Origin of the sequence: Micromonospora sp. ATA51, from assembly GCF_016802855.1 — a bacterium.
Taxonomy (GTDB): Bacteria; Actinomycetota; Actinomycetes; order Mycobacteriales; family Micromonosporaceae; genus Micromonospora; species Micromonospora sicca.
Genome location: NZ_JAEVHJ010000133.1, coordinates 1 through 16654, shown reverse-complemented (window position 1 = coordinate 16654; position 16654 = coordinate 1). Strand labels below are relative to the sequence as shown.

16 protein-coding genes and 2 pseudogenes are annotated in these 16654 nt (G+C 72.7%); 7 read left to right on the top strand and 11 right to left on the bottom strand.

The window, feature by feature from the left end; all coding sequences use genetic code 11:
• The 8 genes and pseudogenes from JNW87_RS41600 to JNW87_RS20550 form a co-directional block, all read right to left on the bottom strand.
• The coding region (locus JNW87_RS41600; protein WP_375373526.1) for a glycerate kinase at positions 1–185 on the bottom strand (185 nt) is incomplete at its 3' end.
• A complete protein-coding gene (locus JNW87_RS20580; RefSeq protein WP_238454227.1) occupies positions 182–373 on the bottom strand; it encodes a glycerate kinase in 192 nt (63 codons plus the stop codon). The genes JNW87_RS41600 and JNW87_RS20580, both read right to left, overlap by 4 nt.
• Positions 373–1190 (bottom strand): annotated as a pseudogene (locus tag JNW87_RS20575) (sugar phosphate isomerase/epimerase family protein). Before JNW87_RS20575 ends, JNW87_RS20580 begins: the two are co-directional and overlap by 1 nt.
• Positions 1191–1219: 29 nt before the next feature.
• Positions 1220–2383: a dihydrodipicolinate synthase family protein gene (locus tag JNW87_RS20570; protein WP_109805660.1), complete on the bottom strand. Its 1164-nt coding sequence runs from the start codon at positions 2381–2383 to the stop codon at positions 1220–1222.
• On the bottom strand, positions 2380–3531 hold the full coding sequence (locus JNW87_RS20565; protein ID WP_238454226.1) for a Gfo/Idh/MocA family protein: 1152 nt from the start codon (positions 3529–3531) through the stop codon (positions 2380–2382). The genes JNW87_RS20570 and JNW87_RS20565 overlap by 4 nt, the downstream gene beginning before the upstream one ends.
• A gap of 25 nt (positions 3532–3556) precedes the next feature.
• Positions 3557–4378, bottom strand: a complete 822-nt coding sequence (locus tag JNW87_RS20560; protein ID WP_236648587.1) for an ABC transporter ATP-binding protein — start codon at positions 4376–4378, stop codon at positions 3557–3559.
• 5 nt (positions 4379–4383) lie between these two features.
• Positions 4384–5400 carry an ABC transporter substrate-binding protein gene (locus tag JNW87_RS20555; protein WP_109805663.1) on the bottom strand — a complete coding sequence of 339 codons (1017 nt, stop codon included), beginning with the start codon at positions 5398–5400 and terminating at the stop codon, positions 4384–4386.
• Between the two features lie 16 nt (positions 5401–5416).
• Positions 5417–6295, bottom strand: coding sequence for an ABC transporter permease (locus JNW87_RS20550; RefSeq protein WP_109805664.1), 879 nt, complete (start codon positions 6293–6295; stop codon positions 5417–5419).
• Positions 6296–6479: 184 nt separating this feature from the next.
• Here JNW87_RS20550 and JNW87_RS20545 point away from each other — a divergent pair, with 184 nt between their 5' ends.
• Together JNW87_RS20545 and JNW87_RS20540 are read left to right on the top strand one after the other, a co-directional pair.
• A complete protein-coding gene (locus JNW87_RS20545; RefSeq protein WP_109805665.1) occupies positions 6480–7508 on the top strand; it encodes a LacI family DNA-binding transcriptional regulator in 1029 nt (342 codons plus the stop codon).
• A gap of 29 nt (positions 7509–7537) precedes the next feature.
• A complete protein-coding gene (locus JNW87_RS20540) occupies positions 7538–8704 on the top strand; it encodes a mandelate racemase/muconate lactonizing enzyme family protein (protein ID WP_201750014.1) in 1167 nt (388 codons plus the stop codon).
• An 8-nt stretch (positions 8705–8712) separates the two neighbouring features.
• Here JNW87_RS20540 and JNW87_RS20535 read toward each other — a convergent pair whose 3' ends face one another.
• The 3 genes and pseudogenes from JNW87_RS20535 to JNW87_RS20525 form a co-directional block, all read right to left on the bottom strand.
• Positions 8713–10173 carry a hypothetical protein gene (locus JNW87_RS20535; protein ID WP_238454225.1) on the bottom strand — a complete coding sequence of 487 codons (1461 nt, stop codon included), beginning with the start codon at positions 10171–10173 and terminating at the stop codon, positions 8713–8715.
• A 143-nt stretch (positions 10174–10316) separates the two neighbouring features.
• Positions 10317–10917: pseudogene (locus tag JNW87_RS20530) on the bottom strand (GNAT family N-acetyltransferase).
• Between the two features lie 9 nt (positions 10918–10926).
• The gene (locus JNW87_RS20525) at positions 10927–11799 is read right to left on the bottom strand and encodes a TIGR04222 domain-containing membrane protein (RefSeq protein WP_238454224.1); all 873 of its coding nucleotides are present in this window, start codon (positions 11797–11799) and stop codon (positions 10927–10929) included.
• A gap of 80 nt (positions 11800–11879) precedes the next feature.
• On the opposite strand from JNW87_RS20525, the gene JNW87_RS20520 reads away from it, so the two are divergent.
• From JNW87_RS20520 to JNW87_RS20500, 5 genes are all read left to right on the top strand, one after another.
• The gene (locus tag JNW87_RS20520; protein WP_109805666.1) at positions 11880–12329 is read left to right on the top strand and encodes a helix-turn-helix transcriptional regulator; all 450 of its coding nucleotides are present in this window, start codon (positions 11880–11882) and stop codon (positions 12327–12329) included.
• A 5-nt stretch (positions 12330–12334) separates the two neighbouring features.
• Positions 12335–12745, top strand: a complete 411-nt coding sequence (locus JNW87_RS20515; protein ID WP_238454223.1) for a VOC family protein — start codon at positions 12335–12337, stop codon at positions 12743–12745.
• Positions 12746–13084: 339 nt separating this feature from the next.
• Positions 13085–15475, top strand: coding sequence for an excinuclease ABC subunit UvrA (locus JNW87_RS20510; RefSeq protein WP_238454222.1), 2391 nt, complete (start codon positions 13085–13087; stop codon positions 15473–15475).
• A 239-nt stretch (positions 15476–15714) separates the two neighbouring features.
• Entirely contained in the window at positions 15715–16200 is a 486-nt protein-coding gene (locus JNW87_RS20505; RefSeq protein WP_109805669.1) for a GNAT family N-acetyltransferase, read from the top strand.
• A 27-nt stretch (positions 16201–16227) separates the two neighbouring features.
• Positions 16228–16617 carry a cupin domain-containing protein gene (locus JNW87_RS20500; protein ID WP_238454221.1) on the top strand — a complete coding sequence of 130 codons (390 nt, stop codon included), beginning with the start codon at positions 16228–16230 and terminating at the stop codon, positions 16615–16617.
• Positions 16618–16654: the final 37 nt, after the last annotated feature.

Below are 16654 nucleotides of genomic sequence, written 5' to 3'. Positions count from 1 at the left end.
ACCGGCGGCGAGACGGCCGCGCGCCCGCGACCGCGCCGAGCCCGTACGTGTGGCGCGCCCAGCGGATCCGGGGTGCGCAGCAGCGGCAGCCCGCTGGACTGGGCGAGTTCGAGCACGGCCGTCCCGTCGGGCAGCAGCAGCCACCCGGCGGCGACGGGCCGGCCGTCCGGGCCGGGCACGGTCACCGTCCTGCGTTCGCCGTCGGGCCGGGCGGCGGCGAACGCGTCGACGGTTCCCTCGCCGCGTCGGCGAGGGGGAGCAGGCGTACCTCGTCGCCCGGCCGCCGGGCGAGCCAGCCCCGCGCCAGCGCGCGGGCGGCGTCGTCGGCGGCCAGGCTGCCCTTGAACGAGTCGGGCGCGACGAGGACGCGCATCAGTCCGCGAGGACGAGCTGGAGGTACCGGTCCTTCATCGTGGCCAGCACCTGGTCCGGGTCGGTGGCCCACACCTCGGCGTTGAAGATCTCCACCTCGGTGTCGCCGCAGTAGCCGGCCTCGGCGACCGCGCGGGTGAACGGCGGGAAGTCGATGTGCCCGTCGCCCATCATGCCCCGGCCGAGCAGCACGTCGGCCGGGAGCGGGGTGAGGAAGTCGCACACCTGGTAGCTGGCGATCCGCTCACCCGCCCGCTCGATCTGCCGCCACACGTCGGGGTCCCACCAGATGTGGAACGTGTCGACGACGACCCCGACCTGGTCGACCGGGAACTGCTCGGCGAGGTCGAGCGCCTGCCCCAGGGTCGACAGGACGCCCGGTCGGCGCAGTACATGGGGTGCAGCGGTTCCAGGGCCAGCCGTACGCCGCGCTCCCCGGCGTACGGGGCCAGCTCAGCCAGCGCGTCGGCGACCCGCTGACGGGCGCCGCGCAGGTCGCGGGAGCCGGCCGGCAGGCCGCCGACCACCATGACGAGGCAGTCCGTGCCCAGGCCGGCCGCCTCGTCGACGGCGCGCCGGTTGTCGTCCAACGCCGCGCGGCCGGCCTCGCCGGTGGCGGTGAGGAACCCGCCGCGGCACAGCGAGGACACCCGCATCCCGGCGTCGGCGACGATCTTCGCGGCCCGGGCGACGCCGATCTCGGCCACCGGTTCGCGCCACAGCCCGATCGCCGGGATGCCGGCGCGGACGCAGCCCTCGACGGCCTCGCGTACCGACCACGACTTCGTGGTGCGCTGGTTGAGCGAGAGGTGCGCCAGGCGGGGGTCGACCGCCGGCGGCGCGGCGGTCACGCGGTCACCCCGGCGACCGACAGGTACCGGCGCATCCGCTCGACCGCCAGGTCGGGGTCGAGCAGCAGGCCGGCGGCGTCGGCGAGGCGGAACGCCTGCACCAGGTGCGGCACGCTGCGGCCGCTGTGCAGCCCGCCGACCATGGTGAACCCGGGCTGGAAGCCGTTGAGCCAGGACAGGAACGCGATGCCGGTCTTGTAGTACTGCGTCGGCGGGGCGAAGACGTGCCGCGACAGCGGCACGGTGGGGTCCAGGATCTCCCGGAAGCCCGCCCGGTCGCCGGCGTCGAGGCGCTGCAGCGCCGCCGACGCGGCCGGCGCGACCGCCGCGAACGCGCCGAGCAGCGCGTGGCTGAACCGCCGGTCGTCGCCCGCGATCAGCTCCGGATAGTGGTAGTCGTCGCCGGTGTAGACGCGGACGGCCGCCGGCAGCAGCTCGCGCAGCCGGACCTCGCGGTCGGCGTCGAGCAGCGACACCTTGACGCCGTCGACGACGTCGGCGTGGGTCTGCACCAGCGACACGAAGGTCTTGGTCGCCGCGTCGAGGTCGGCCGAGCCCCAGTACCCGGCGAGCGCTGGGTCGAACATGTCGCCGAGCCAGTGCAGCACCACGGGCGCCGTGGTCTGCGACAGCACCTGATCGTAGACGCGCAGGTAGTCGTCCGCGCCGGTGGCCAGGGCGGCGAGCTGCCGGCTGGCCATGACGACCGTGGTCGCGCCGCACTCCTGCACGAAGGCGACCTGCTCGGTGTACGCGGCGACCACCTCGTCCAGGCTGCGCGGCACGCCGGTCAGCTGGTCGGTGGCCGCCCCGGCGACGATCCGCCCGCCGCACGCGGCGGCCTCGGCGGCGCTGCGCCGGATCAGCTCCCGGGTGGCCGCCCAGTCGAGCCCCATCCCGCGCTGCGCGGTGTCCATCGCCTCGGCGACGCCGAGCCCCCACGACCAGAGGTTGCGCCGTACGCCGAGGGTGGCGTCCCAGTCCAGCCGGGCGGGCCGGCCGGGGGCGTTGTCGGCGTACGGGTCGGCGACGACGTGCGCGGCCGCGTACGCGATCCGGCTGCTCGCCGGCGCCGCGGGCCGCTGCCAACCGGCGGGCTCGCGCAGCGTCAGCCGCTCGGTGGCGCCGTCCGCGCCGGGCAGGGAGATGCTGGCGGTCACAGGCCGATCTCCTCGATCTCGACCCGCCGTCCCTCCCGGGCCGAGCGGAGGCCGGCCTCGGCGAGCTGCACGCCGCGGACGCCGGCGAGGAAGTCCCACGGGAACGGCTCGTCCTCGACGACGTGCCGCAGGAACGCCTCCCACTGCACCTTGAAGCCGTTGTCGAAGTCCTCGTTGTCGGGGACGATCTGCCACTGGGACCGGAAGTCCTCGGTGGCCGGCAGGTCCGGGTTCCACACCGGCATCGGCGTGGCGCCGCGGTGCTGGATGCGGCAGTCGCGCAGGCCGGCGACCGCGCTGCCGTGGGTGCCGTCGACCTGGAACTCGACCAGCTCGTCCCGGTACACCCGCACCGCCCAGGAGGAGTTGATCTGCGCGGTGATGCCACCGGCCAGCTCGAAGATGCCGTACGCGGCGTCGTCGGCGGTCGCCCGGTAGGTCTGGCCGTTCTCGTCGACGCGCTCGGGGATGTGGGTGGCGATGTGCGCGGTCACGGCGGTCACCGGGGCGAAGATCTGCTCCAGCACGTAGTGCCAGTGCGGGAACATGTCGACGACGATGCCGCCGCCGTCCTCGGTCCGGTAGTTCCAGCTCGGCCGCTGGGCGATCTGCCAGTCACCCTCGAACACCCAGTAGCCGAACTCGCCGCGTACCGACAGGATCCGGCCGAAGAACCCGCTGTCCACCAGCCGCTTGAGCTTGCGCAGCCCGGGGAGGAACAGCTTGTCCTGCACGACGCCGTTCTTGACGCCCTTCGCGGCGGCGAGCCGGGCGAGTTCCAGCGAACCGGTCAGCCCTTCGGCGAGGGGCTTCTCGGTGTAGATGTGCTTGCCGGCCTCGATGGCCGCCCGGATGGCCTTCTCCCGCTGCCCGGTGACCTGGGCGTCGAAGTAGATCTGGTGGGACTCGTCGGCGAGCGCGGCGTCCAGGTCCGTCGTGTACGAGGTCAGCCCGTGCCGGGCGGCGATCTCGGCGAGCCGGGCCTCGTTGCGGCCCACCAGGGTCAGCTCGGGCCAGATGCGGCTGCCGTCGCGGGCGGGCAGGCCGCCCTGCTCGCGGATGGCGAGCAGGGACCGGACGAGGTGCTGCCGGTATCCCATCCGTCCGGTCACGCCGTTGAGGATGATCCCGATAGACGTGCGCTCCACGTGTGTGTCCTTCCAGGTCCGGTGGTTATTCGGCGGTCGTCGTCGCTCCGAGCAGATCCCGGATGCGGCCCGTGGCGCGGGCGAACTCCGGCGCGGCCATGGTCTGCCCGTAGTCCCGCTCGACCGGCAGGTCGACGTTGATGACCTCGGCGACGGTGCCGGGGCGAGGGGTCATGACGATCACCCGGTCGGCCAGGTAGACGGCCTCCGCGATGGAGTGGGTGACCAGCAGCACGGTCGTGCCGGTCTCCCGCCAGATCCGGCGCAGCTCGACGTTCATCTGCTCGCGAGTGAGCGCGTCGAGCGCGCCGAACGGCTCGTCCATGAGCAGCACCGGGGGGCGGTGCAGCAGCGCGCGGCACAGGGCCACCCGCTGCTGCATCCCGCCGGACAGCTCGTTCGGGTACGCGTCCTCGAAGCCGGTCAGGCCGGTCATCGCGATCAGTTCCTCGACGCGCTGTCGTGCCTGGGTCTTCGGCATCCGGCGCATCTCGGCCTGGATCAGGATGTTGCGCCGCGCCGTGCGCCACTCCAGCAGGGCGGCCCGCTGGAAGACGTACCCGATGTCGCGCCGCGGCCCCCGGACCTCCTCGCCGTGCAGCCGCACCTGGCCGGACGAGGGCCGCAGCAGGCCGGACACCAGCTTCAGCAGGGTCGACTTGCCGCAGCCGGAGGCGCCGACGATCGAGACGAACTCGCCCGGTTCGATGCGCAGCGAGACGTCGGTGAGCGCCGTGACGTCCTTCTTCTTGGTGTGGAAGCGGACGGCGACCTGGTCGATGTCGACCGCGGCGCCGGTCGCCGTGGCGTCCGTGGGCCGCTGCATGGCGGTGTTTCCGACCGTCATCGAGGTCATCCCTTCGGCGCGAAGCTCGCGTCCCAGTAGGTCGCCGGCGACTCCGCCTTGGTGATGACACCGGCGTCGGCGAAGACGCCGATGGTCTTGTTCCAGTCGGACTCGTCGTTGACGCCCGGGGCCTGGCCCTTGGTGGCGTCGGTGTGCAGCAGCTGGAGCGTGGCGTTGAACTGGTCGGTGAGGACCTTCGTCGAGGGAAGCTGCTGCGAGGCGCCCTGCATGGCCTCCACCGCGCCGCTCGGGTTGCCCTGGGCGGCGGACCAGGCCTCGCTGCTGGCCGCGACCATCCGCTTGACCAGGTCCTTCTTGCCGTTGATCGTGTCGCCCGAGGCGAGCAGGCCGTTGCTGTAGAAGGTCAGGCCGTGCTCGGCGAACTTGAGGTAGGAGACCGGCTTGCCGGCCTTTTCCTGCATCGTCGGCCCCTGGTCGGTGGCGAAGCCGAGCAGCGCGTCGGTCTTGCCCGACATGACGGCGGCCATCTTCCCGGCGGGGTCGGTGTTCTGCAGGGTGACGTCGGTCGGGCTCATGCCGTTGGCCTTGAGGAAGGCCGGGAAGGTCTTGCTCAGCGCGTCGCCGGCGGTGGATGCGATGGTCTTGCCCTTGAGGTCGGCGGGCGAGCTGATGTTCTTGTCGCTGAAGAACTGCACCGACGACGGGGTCGTCTGGAGGAACACCCCGACGCTCTTGACGTTCATCCCCTGGCTCACGGCGGACAGCAGTGCGGGCGTGTCGGCCCAGCCGAAGTCGGTCTGACCGGCGGCGGTGGCCTGGACGGTCTTCTGCGAGCCCTGGCCGGCCTGGATGGTCAGGTCGATGCCGTGCTTGGCGAAAATGCCCTGCTTCTTGCCGAAGTAGAACGGCGCGTGTTCACCGTAGGGGTACCAGTTGAGAGTCAGGGTGACCTTGTCGAGGCCCTGGGCGTTCTTGGCCTGCTCGCCCGAGTCCGAGCCGCAGCCGGCGGCGACCAGCAACAGCGCCGGCATGAGCGCGGCGGCGAGGGTGCGCAACTTCATGCGAGGTTTCTCCTATTCAGAGCGACGTCGTAACGGCGTCGGTACGGCGGCTTGCGTGCCAGGGAAGGACGAAGTACTCGAGCAGTTCCACGACCACGAACAGGACCACGCCGAGCAGCGACATGATGAGCAGCCCGGCGAAGAGCATGGGGGTGTCGAGGTTGCCGTTGGCCTGGAGGATGACGTAGCCGAGGCCCTCGTTGGCGCCGACGAACTCGCCCACCACCGCGCCGGTGACGGCCATCGTCGCGGCGACCTTGAGGCCGGCGAACAGGTGCGGCAGCGCGGCGGGGAACCGGATCTTCCGGAAGGTCTGGGCGGGACCCGCGCCCATCGTGGCCGACAGTTGCAGCATCTCGGGGTCGATCGACTTCAGGCCGGTGACCGTCGAGATGACGATGGGGAAGAAGGCCATCAGGACCGCGACGACGATCTTCGGCGTGAGCCCGAAGCCCAGCCAGACGATGAACAGCGGCGCGATGGCGATCTTCGGGATGACCTGCGCGAACAGCAGAAGGGGGTAGAGACTCTTCTCGATCGTGGGGGAGTACACCATGACGACGGCGGACAGCACACCGACCGCGATCGCGATCGCGAAGCCCAGCACCGTCTCATAGCTGGTGATCCAGGTGTGGTGCGCGAAGTAGCCCGACTGGGCCAGGACGACGTCCAGCGTCCTGCCGGGCGAGGGAACCAGGTACGGCTTGACGAGGTTCGCGGCGGTCACCGCCCACCAGACGACGAAGATCGCCACGAGGACGGCGGCCGGGCGCCAGGTCTTGCGGACGAACCGGGCCACGGTCGTCCCCGCCCCGGCCGGGCGGCGCGCGGTCGACGTGGGACCGCTGGGGGAAGCCGGCCGCTCCCGTTGCTCGATGGTGCTCTGCGCGGCCATGACCCTCCGTTCTCCCTGGCTGGCCGGCGATCCCGGGTTCACAGCCGCTGGGTAGGCGCGTGCCGTCGGCGAGCCGGGGAGGGGGATCCGCCCGGCCCTGAATGCGCTTTCAGTAAGCGCTTTCAGGCTGCTACGGTAACCACGCCGAAATAATCCGGTCAAGAACTTCCGCAGGGGAGACTCGATGCAGCCACGGACGCACGTGACGTTGGAGGACGTGGCCAGAGCCGCCGACGTCTCGCTCGCCACGGCCTCCCGGGCACTCAACGGCACCCGGGTGACCCCGCACCTGCGCGACCGGGTGCTGGCGGCGGCCGAGCAGCTGGCGTACACGCCGAACGCGCACGCCCGGGCCCTCGCCGGCGCCTCCCACCGCACCGTCGGCGTCATCTGCCACGACGTCAGCGACCCCTACTTCGCCGCCGTGGCCGGCGGGGTCATGCGGGTCGCCGGGGACAACGACCTGCTGGTGATGCTGGCCAGCACGTTCCGCGACCCGGAACGCGAGATCGCATACGTGTCGATGCTGCGCGCCGAGCGGGCCCCCGCCATCCTGCTCATCGGTTCCGGCTTCGAGGACCCCCGGTGGGAACGGGCCCTCGAAGCCGAGCTGAAGCCCTACCTCGACGGCGGAGGCCGCGTCGCGGTGGTCAGCAGGCACCGCAGCCTGCGCGTCGACAGCGTCCTGCCGGAGAACCGGGCCGGGGCCGCCGCCATGGCCCGCGCGCTGCTCGAACTGGGACACCGCCGGTTCGCGGTCCTCACCGGCCCCCCGATGCTGACCACGGTCGCCGACCGGCTCGGCGGGTTCCGCGACGAGCTCAAGAAGGCCGGCGTGACCCTGGCCGTCACCGACATCGTCGAGGGCCCCTTCACCCGCGACGGCGGCTACGGCGCGATGAGCGAGCTGCTGGCCCGCGGGCTGGAGGCCACCTGCGTGTTCGCGCTGACCGACGTGATGGCCATCGGCGCCTGCGCCGCCCTGCGCGACCACGGCCTGTCCGTGCCGAACGACGTGTCCGTCGCCGGTTTCGACGACATCCCCGCCGTCCGCGACCTCACCCCGCCGCTGACTACGGTGGCGCTACCGCTGCAGCAGCTCGGCGAGAAGGCGATGGAACTCGCGCTCACCGAGAACACCGGGCGGCGCCGCCGGATCCACCGGATGGGCGGCGAGGTGGTCATCCGAGCCAGCACCGCCAAGCTCACCTGACGACGACCTCCGCACCGAAAGGCGGCTCCGTGACCCTTCCCGCCACCGTGCTGGCCGGACTGACGATCGACTCCGTCGAGACGTACGCCGTCGCCCTGCCCACCGTGCGCTCCTTCGGCGTGTCCGGCGGGTCGGTCGCGGTCGCCGGCACCCCCAGCATCCGCGTCCTGGTGAAGGTCAGCGCCGACGGCGTCACCGGCTGGGGTGAGGCGACACCCATCCCGGCCTGGACCTACGAGACCGCGGAATCCATCGTCACCACCATCGACCGTTACCTGGCGCCGGCGGTCCTCGGCCGCCCCTGCTGGGACCTCGACGGGGTGACCACCGCCTTCGACCGGGCCGTCAACCGCGGCTTCACCATCGGGGCGCCCCTGGCCAAGTGCGCCGTCGACGTCGCGCTGCACGACCTGCTCGGCCGGGCGCTCGGCGTGCCGGTCGGGATGCTGTGGGGCCAGCGCCGCCGGGAGACCATCGCGTTGGGCTGGATCGTCTCCGGGCAGACCGCCGGTGAGGTCGCCGACTGCGTGGCGGAGGGACACGCCCTCGGATACCGGGCCTTCAAGGTGAAGGTCGGGCTGCACACCGAGGCCGAGGACGTGGCCGTGGTGCGCGCGGTCCGGGCCGCCGCGCCGGACGCCGCGCTGTGGGTGGACGCCAACCAGGGGTACACCGTCGACGCCGCCCTGCGGGTGGCCCGCCGCCTGGCCGACCTGGACGTCACCACGTTCGAGCAGCCGTTGCCCGCCAACGACATCGCCGGGCTGCGGCGGCTGCGGGACGCGTCGCCGGTGCCGGTGGCGCTCGACGAGAGCCTGCGCCATCCCAGCGACCTGGCCACCTTCGTCAAGCTGGACGCGGTGGACGTCGCCATCGCGAAGGTGCAGCGCAGCGGCGGCCTGACCCTGTCGCGCCGGCTCTGCGCGCTCGCCGAGGACAGCGGGGTACGGCTGATGGGATCCGGGCTCACCGACTCCGACCTCGGCCTCGCCGCCTCGCTGCACCTGTTCTCGGCGTACGGCATCGACACGCCCGTGGACCTCAACGGACGCCAGTTCGTGACCTCGTCGTACGCCACGGGCGCGACCGTCGAGGTCGGCGACGGGGTCGCCCGGGTACCGACCGGCCCCGGACTCGGCGTGGACGTCGACGAGTCGGTGGTGCGGGACCTCGCCGTGAACGTGCTGAACAGGTAGCCGGCCGGTCAGCCGCGTGCGGCCCCGAGACCGAGCAGGACGGCGAGGCCGAGGGCGCTGCGCGGGGCGTACGGCACCCGCCACAGCCCACCGTGCGCCGCGGCGTACGCCTCGTCCTGCCACGGGTGGGCGTGCGCCGGGCCGCCGCCGGTGCGCAGGTCGTGCACCAGCAGCGCGGCCATCAGCGTGTTGCTGGTGGCGGGTTCGAACACCTCGATGCCGAACCGGTGCGCGCCGGCGTACGCGGCGGCGAGCGCCCGGTTGCGCAGCACCGACCGGGTCCGCGTCGGCGGGGCCACCTTGAACGACACCATGGTCCCGGCGTCCCGCGCCACCGTCGCCCGCCACCGCTGCAACCGCTTCGCCAGGGCGTAGTTCGGGCCCTGCTGCGGCACCAGGCTGTCGTTGATCCCGGGGTCGGCGCCCGGCGGGTAGTTGCGGTGCAGCAGCCGACCGCCGGAGAGCACCCGCAGGGACCGGCGGGCGACGCCGCGGGCGGCGTAGCCGTGTTCCGCGTGACGGACCGCGTCGGCGGGGACGGCGAACACGTCGGTGGGGGTGGCGAGGAACGCCAGCGCCACGTCGGCGCGCTGCTGCTGCAGGTGCCGGGTGAGCGCGTCGACGGCCATGGCGACCCGCACGTTGGTCGCCCCGTCGGCGTAGACGTAGTTGCCGAGCACGAGCCGGCCGTCGAGGCCGAGCAGCCACTCGGCGGCCTGCGGGAGGCGGTGCAGCAGGTCCGCGCCGGCGCCGGCGGCGAGCGCCTGGTCGTCGTCGGCGGTGCCGGGTCGAACCGGCAGGTGCAGGCGTCCGGCGTACCGGTGGGCGGTGCGCAGCAGCCGCCGCCAGATCTCCGGACGCGGCAGGTCCACCGCGACGACGTCACCACCCCAGCGCAGCACCGACGGCAGCGGGCCCATCTCCGCGCCCGCCCCGAGCACCACCACGCGTTGGTCACGCAGGTCGAGCCACTCGGGGTTGGCCAGGACGGCGCGTACCGCCTCGGCGCAGGACGGTTCGACGACGCCGGCGGTGACCCAGGCGTCGAGCCGGCGGCGCAGGTCGTCGCCGCGCAGCCGCTGCCCCCGGTAGGGCAGGGAGAGTTCCCGCTCGGCCGCGCCGGTGCCGGTGACGGTGGCCGTGTGCAACGCCGGCGCGGCGGGGGCGGTGAAGACCTCGTCCAGCGCGGTCTCCGGGCCGTCGTCCGGGACCACCCGCATCCGGGCGTGCAGGGAGGCGAGCCCGTCGCGGGCGACGGTCACCGCCGCCTCGCGGGAGAGCAGCCCCGCCTCGACCAGGCGGCGGAAGTGTCCGAGGTAGCCGTGCCGCCAGTTGGTCTCGTGTTCGGCCGACCGCGCGCCGACCGGGTCGACGGTGCGCAGGGCGTCGGCGACGACGGCGCGGCCGAGCGCGGACGTGCTGCGCGTGCCGTCGGCCATGGGGAACACCACCCCGGTCGTACGTTCCACGGCCACTGCCCTCCTCGTCCGGCGCCCGGCGCGGACGCCGGCTGCCACTCTGCCGCATCCGGTCGTGGTGTGCACCGTGGCGTCCCGCCGCGGCTCCCCGACGGCACCGTCGTCGACCGGTAACCTGCCCGCCGGCCGGCCGCTCACCCGGTCGACGTGGTCGCGCCGGTCGCCTCGTCGCTGGCGAGGCGGGCGTGCAGGTGCATGTCGTGCCAACCGTCGACGTGGTACCCCTCGCCGCGTTTCGTGCCTTCCGCGGCGAAGCCGGCGCGCTGCGCCACCCGGCACGACGGGAGGTTGGCCGTCGAGTGGCTCAGCTCCAAGCGGTGCAGCCGCAGCGTCCCGAAGCACCATTCGGCGAGCGCGGCCAGCGCCCGCGGGGCGACGCGCCGGCCGCGCGCGCCCGGCAGCACCCAGTACGACACCTCCGCCAGGCCCTCGGCGAGGACGACCCGGCGCAGGCTGAGCTGCCCGACCACCCGGTCGGCGTCGACGATCGCCCAACCCGCGCCGGTCTCGCCGCGCCACCGGCCCGGCCAGGCGGCTATCCAGTCCGCCGCCTCGCCGTCGGTCATCGATCGGCAGTGCCAGCGCTGGATGGCCGGGTCGGCGTAACCGGCCACCACGGGTGGGGCGGTCCGCCGGTTGCCAGGGCCGCAGCAGCAGGCCCTCGGCGGCGATCCGGGGTTGCGGCGACGCGGCCATCCACCCGGGCGGCACGGCGGGTCCGACGAGCAGCGGCACGGGCCGACTCTAGGCTGCCGTCGGCGCCGCCCGGGACCCGCCTGCCGCGACCGTCGGCGGCCGGATCACGCGCCGGGCGGGCACCCGGGTGGCCGGCCGGGTGCGTTCGGCGTCGACGCCGACCAGTTCGGCGAACCGGGGGTCGACCGCGAGCAGCGGACGGGGTCCGAACAGCGCCATCCCGGTGAGCAGCTCGTCCGTGCCGCGCTCGCTCCACGCCGGCCGGCGCTCCGGGTTCAGGTCGGCGTGGGCGCGGCGGTGCCGGCGCAGCAGGCGCCGGGCGGCCGACCCGGTCTCGGGCACCTCACACAGCCACCAGCCGGCCAACGCCGTGGCCAGGCAGCAGAGCAGCAGGCCGGCCACCGACGCGGGGCCGCCGGCCGTACGCCCCTCGACCGCGCTGTCGAGCAGCCGGGTCACCCCGACCGCGGCCACCGCGAACACCGGCAGGGTGCCGAGCGCGATCCGCCGCCGCTGCGCCGGGGTCAGCAGCCAGCCGTCGCGCACCAGCCGGCCGACCAGCCGCCGCAGGGCCCGCCCCACGGCGGGGTCGGCGAGCACGGCCGCCCAGGTCTGTGGCCTGCGCAGCGCGGCGTGCAGGGCCCGGACCAGCGGGGCCGAGCCGGCCGGGGGTGGACCGTCGACCGACAGCGTCGACAGCTCACCCCGGCGTACCGCGCCGGCCCGGCGCAGCGCCGCCACGCCGACCTGGCAGGCCAGCCCGGCCCGGTCGGTGAGGTACGCCAGCTCGACGGTGGTCAGCGGCTCCCCCCGGGTACGCCAGCCGGTGAGCGTTCTGATCGACAGGGCGACGGCCAGCGCCCCGGCGACCGCCGCCACATAGTCGAGGAGGAAGAGTGGACCGCTGACACCCCAGAGCATGGCGACAAGTGTGACTCCTCTGACGATGGCCGGCCTCGTCGCCGGCACACTCGGGGCGCCTATGTGGCACGATCTGGCAGGTGACCAGCAGACCTGCTGCGGCGCAGCGACTGAGCGACCTCGCCCGGCTGCGCCGCGTCCGGGACCGGATCGACCGGGAGTACGCGCAGCCGCTGGACGTCGAGGCGCTCGCCCGCGGCGCGCACATGTCGGCCGGGCACCTCAGCCGCGAGTTCCGGCGCGCCTACGGCGAGTCGCCGTACGGCTATCTCATGACGAGACGCATCGAGCGCGCGATGGCGCTGCTGCGTCGTGGTGACCTCAGCGTCACCGAGGTCTGTTTTGCGGTCGGCTGCGCGTCGCTGGGCACCTTCAGCACTCGTTTCACCGAGTTGGTCGGTGTGCCGCCCAGCGTCTATCGGGACCAGGCGGCGCGTGCGACGGCGGGGATGCCGCCGTGCGTGGCGAAGCAGGTGACCAGACCGATCAGGAATCGAGAAGCGCCGGCCGCCGAGCCGCACCTAGCGTGACTGCCATGGACATCACCATTCACACCAGCTTCCTCCCGCACACCGACCCGGACGCCTCCCTGGCCTTCTACCGCGACACCCTCGGCTTCGAGGTCCGCAACGACGTCGGACAGGGCAAGATGCGCTGGATCACGGTCGGACCCGCCGACCAGCCCGACACGTCCATCCTCCTGGCGCCGCCGGCCGCCGACCCCGGCGTCACCGACGACGAGCGCCGCACCATCGCCGAGATGATGGCCAAGGGCACCTACGGCTGGATCCTGCTGGCCACCCGCGACCTCGACGGCACCTTCGACAAGCTGCAGGCCGGCGACGCCGAGGTCGTCCAGGAGCCGACCGAGCAGCCGTACGGCATCCGCGACTGCGCCTTCCGCGACCCTGCGGGCAACCTGATCCGCATCCAGGAGCTGCGCTGAGCCGTCCGGTCATCGCAGCCATGACCTGCGAGCTGATGCGTGACGGCCGCTGGTCGGTCTGCCGCCCCGGCCGGCGCGCCGCGTGGCCGAGGCCACAGGGGCTGCGCGGGCCGAAGCGGCGTGGATACTTGGTTCCTGCGCCGAGCGCGACCCCGGCCGGTGTCAGCCGGACGGGTGTCGGGCCACCCCGGCCGACACCGTCGATCAGATGAGCAACGACCGTTGCCGCGACCGCGCCGACCACCCAGAACCAGAGATACCGCTCGAAGCTGGTCAGATCGGGCCGGGCGACGTCGACGGACACCGCGACGGCGGTCCCGCGTAACAGATGGAGACACGATGAGCACGGCCACGAGGACGGACACGCAGTCACCCGCTCTGCACGTTGCCGACAGCCACGATCTGATCCGCGTGCACGGCGCGCGCGTGAACAACCTCAAGGACGTCAGCATCGAGATCCCGAAGCGCCGGCTGACGGTGTTCACCGGCGTCTCCGGCTCCGGAAAGAGCTCGCTGGTCTTCGGGACCATCGCCGCGGAGTCGCAGCGGCTGATCAACGAGACGTACAGCGCCTTCGTGCAGGGGTTCATGCCGACGCTGGCGCGGCCCGAGGTCGACGTGCTCGACGGGCTGACCACCGCGATCATCGTCGACCAGGAGCGGATGGGCGCCAACGCCCGTTCCACGGTCGGCACCGCCACCGACGCCAACGCGTTGCTGCGCATCCTCTTCAGCCGACTCGGGAAACCGCACATCGGCTCGCCCCAGGCGTTCTCCTTCAACGTCGCCTCGATCAGTGGCGCCGGTGCGGTCACCGTCGACCGCGGGGGCAGAACGACGAAGGAGCGGCGGAGCTTCAGCATCACGGGTGGCATGTGCCCGCGGTGCGAGGGCATGGGCAGGGTGAGTGACTTCGACCTGTCCGCGCTGTACGACGACTGCAAGTCGCTCAACGAGGGTGCGCTGACCATCCCCGGGTACAGCATGGACGGCTGGTACGGCCGCATCTTCAGCGGCTGCGGCTTCTTCGATCCGGACAAGCCGATCCGCAAGTTCACGAAGAAGGAGCTCCACGACCTCCTCTACAAGGAGCCGACCAAGGTCAAGGTCGAGGGCATCAACCTGACGTACGAGGGTCTGATCCCGAAGATCCAGAAGTCGTTTCTGTCCAAGGACCGCGAGGCGATGCAGCCGCACATCCGCGCGTTCGTGGACCGGGCGGTCGTCTTCTCCACCTGCCCCGACTGCGGCGGCACCCGACTCAGTGCGGCGGCCCGGTCGTCGAAGATCAAGGGGATCAACATCGCCGACGCCTGCGCGATGCAGATCAGCGACCTCGCCGGGTGGGTGCGGGGTCTGGACGAACCGTCCGTCGCGCCGCTGCTGGCGGCGTTGCATCACACCCTCGACTCGTTCGTCGAGATCGGGCTCGGCTACCTCAGCCTCGACCGCCCGTCGGGGACGCTCTCGGGCGGTGAGGCGCAACGCACCAAGATGATCCGACACCTCGGGTCGTCGCTCACCGACGTGACCTACGTCTTCGACGAGCCGACCATCGGGCTGCACCCGCACGACATCCAGCGGATGAACGAGCTGCTGCTGCAACTGCGCGACAAGGGCAACACCGTGCTGGTCGTCGAGCACAAGCCGGAGGCGATCGCGATCGCCGACCACGTCGTGGACCTCGGCCCCCGCGCCGGCGCCGCCGGTGGCGAGGTGGTGTTCGAGGGAACCGTCGAGGGGCTGCGGCTCAGCGGCACGCTCACCGGGCGGCACCTGGACGACCGGGCCGCCGTGAAACCGTCGGTGCGGACATCGTCGGGGGTGCTGGAGGTGCGCGGCGCCAGCACCCACAACCTTCAGGACGTGGACGTCGACATCCCGCTCGGCGTGCTGGTCGTCGTCACCGGCGTGGCCGGGTCGGGCAAGAGCTCGCTGATCCACGGCTCGGTGGCCGGGCGGGACGGTGTGGTGTCGGTCGACCAGGGCGCGATCCGCGGCTCGCGACGGAGCAACCCGGCGACGTACACCGGTCTGCTCGACCCGATCCGCAAGGCGTTCGCGAAGGCCAACGGTGTGAAGCCGGCGTTGTTCAGCGCCAACTCCGAGGGGGCCTGCCCCACCTGCAACGGCGCCGGCGTCATCTACACCGACCTGGCGATGATGGCCGGCGTCGCCACCACCTGCGAGGAGTGCGAGGGGAAGCGGTTCCAGGCATCGGTGCTGGAATACCACCTCGGCGGCCGCGACATCAGTGAGGTGCTCGCGATGTCGGTGACCGAGGCCGAGGGATTCTTCGACGCCGGCGAGGCGCGGACCCCGGCGGCCCACGCGATCCTGCGGCGGCTCGTCGACGTCGGGCTCGGCTACCTCTTGCTGGGGCAGCCGCTGACCACGCTGTCCGGCGGTGAGCGGCAGCGGCTCAAGCTGGCCACCCGGATGGCCGAGAAGGGCGGCGTCTACGTCCTCGACGAGCCGACCACCGGCCTCCACCTCGCCGACGTCGAGCAACTGCTCGGCCTGCTCGACCGGCTCGTCGACTCAGGCAAGTCGGTCATCGTCATCGAGCACCACCAGGCGGTCATGGCGCACGCCGACTGGATCATCGACCTCGGCCCCGGCGCCGGCCACGACGGCGGCCGGATCGTCTTCGAGGGCACACCCGCCGACCTCGTCACCGCCCGCTCCACCCTCACCGGCGAGCACCTCGCGGCCTACGTCGCCACCTGACCGAAGCCCTCGCGGACACCGTGAGACGGTCACCTCACGAGGCGTGGCGGACCTCGGTGTCCCAGAGCTGCGTCCACGGGCGCCGCAGTCCCCGGCAGACGAAGACCGGCAGACCGTTCTCGTCGCTGTCCACGTCGACCCGTGGGCGCGGCCGGCGGTCACGGTTCGGGCACGGTTCGGGCACGCGCGGGCGGATTACTGGTCGCCGTCGAGCGGGGCGTCCGACTAGCGTGCCTGGCATGCGCATCCGGGATTTCACCGAGGCCGACTGGGAGCAGGTCTGGCCGATCGTCGAGGACGTCGTCACCGCCGGGGACACCTTCCCGTACGACCCGACCTGGACGCCCGAAATCTGCCACGACGTCTGGGTGGAGGCGGCGCCCGGCCACACGGTGGTGGCGGAGGAGGACGGCAAGATCCTCGGCACCGCCAAGATGGGGCCGAACAAGCCCGGCCCCGGTGCGCACGTCGCCACCGCCAGTTTCATGGTGTCCGCCGCCGCCCGCGGCCGCGGCGTCGGCCGGGCCCTGTGCGAGTACGCGCTGGACTGGGCCGGCCGGCAGGGGTACGCGGCGATGCAGTTCAACGCGGTGGTGGAGGTCAACGAGGCGGCAGTGCGGCTGTACCGGCAGCTCGGGTTCACGGTGATCGGCACGGTGCCGGAGGCCTTCGCGCATCCCACCCTGGGCCGGGTGGGCCTGCACATCATGCACCGTCCCCTGTGAACGGCGCCGGTGGGCGACGATGACGGCATGAGAGATGAGCCGATCGAGCTGGCCGCCGCCCTGGCGGGTTTCGACCAGCTGTGGAGCCCGCGCATCGTCACGAGAGTCAACGACTACGACGTCCGGATCGCCAAGGTGGCCGGTGAGCACGTCTGGCACGTCCATGAGCACACCGACGAGTTCTTCCTGGTGCTCGACGGGGAGCTGCGCATCGCGCTGCGCGCCGGGGCGGGGGAGCGGGAGGTGGTGCTGCCGCGCGGCGCGGTGTTCGTGGTGCCGCGCGGCGTCGAGCACCGGCCGTCCAGCGCCGGGGGCGCGTCGATCCTGATGTTCGAGCCGTCCGGCACGTCCAGCGTCGGGGACCGGCACGAGACGGTCCCCGACCACGTGGACGCCACCACCGGGCACGCCCTCTGACAGCGCCTCAGCGCCCCGCCGGGACCTGCTCCGCCGG

Bases quoted from the DNA above. Each gene is read 5' to 3' on its own strand.
- JNW87_RS20580 (WP_238454227.1), bottom strand. From the start codon at position 373: ATGCGCGTCCTCGTCGCGCCCGACTCGTTCAAGGGCAGCCTGGCCGCC.
- JNW87_RS20560 (WP_236648587.1), bottom strand. From the start codon at position 4,378: ATGACGGTCGGAAACACCGCCATGCAGCGGCCCACGGACGCCACGGCG.
- JNW87_RS20555 (WP_109805663.1), bottom strand. From the start codon at position 5,400: ATGAAGTTGCGCACCCTCGCCGCCGCGCTCATGCCGGCGCTGTTGCTG.
- JNW87_RS20550 (WP_109805664.1), bottom strand. From the start codon at position 6,295: ATGGCCGCGCAGAGCACCATCGAGCAACGGGAGCGGCCGGCTTCCCCC.
- JNW87_RS20545 (WP_109805665.1), top strand. From the start codon at position 6,480: ATGCAGCCACGGACGCACGTGACGTTGGAGGACGTGGCCAGAGCCGCC.
- JNW87_RS20525 (WP_238454224.1), bottom strand. From the start codon at position 11,799: ATGCTCTGGGGTGTCAGCGGTCCACTCTTCCTCCTCGACTATGTGGCG.
- JNW87_RS20515 (WP_238454223.1), top strand. From the start codon at position 12,335: ATGGACATCACCATTCACACCAGCTTCCTCCCGCACACCGACCCGGAC.
- JNW87_RS20510 (WP_238454222.1), top strand. From the start codon at position 13,085: ATGAGCACGGCCACGAGGACGGACACGCAGTCACCCGCTCTGCACGTT.
- JNW87_RS20505 (WP_109805669.1), top strand. From the start codon at position 15,715: ATGCGCATCCGGGATTTCACCGAGGCCGACTGGGAGCAGGTCTGGCCG.
- JNW87_RS20500 (WP_238454221.1), top strand. From the start codon at position 16,228: ATGAGAGATGAGCCGATCGAGCTGGCCGCCGCCCTGGCGGGTTTCGAC.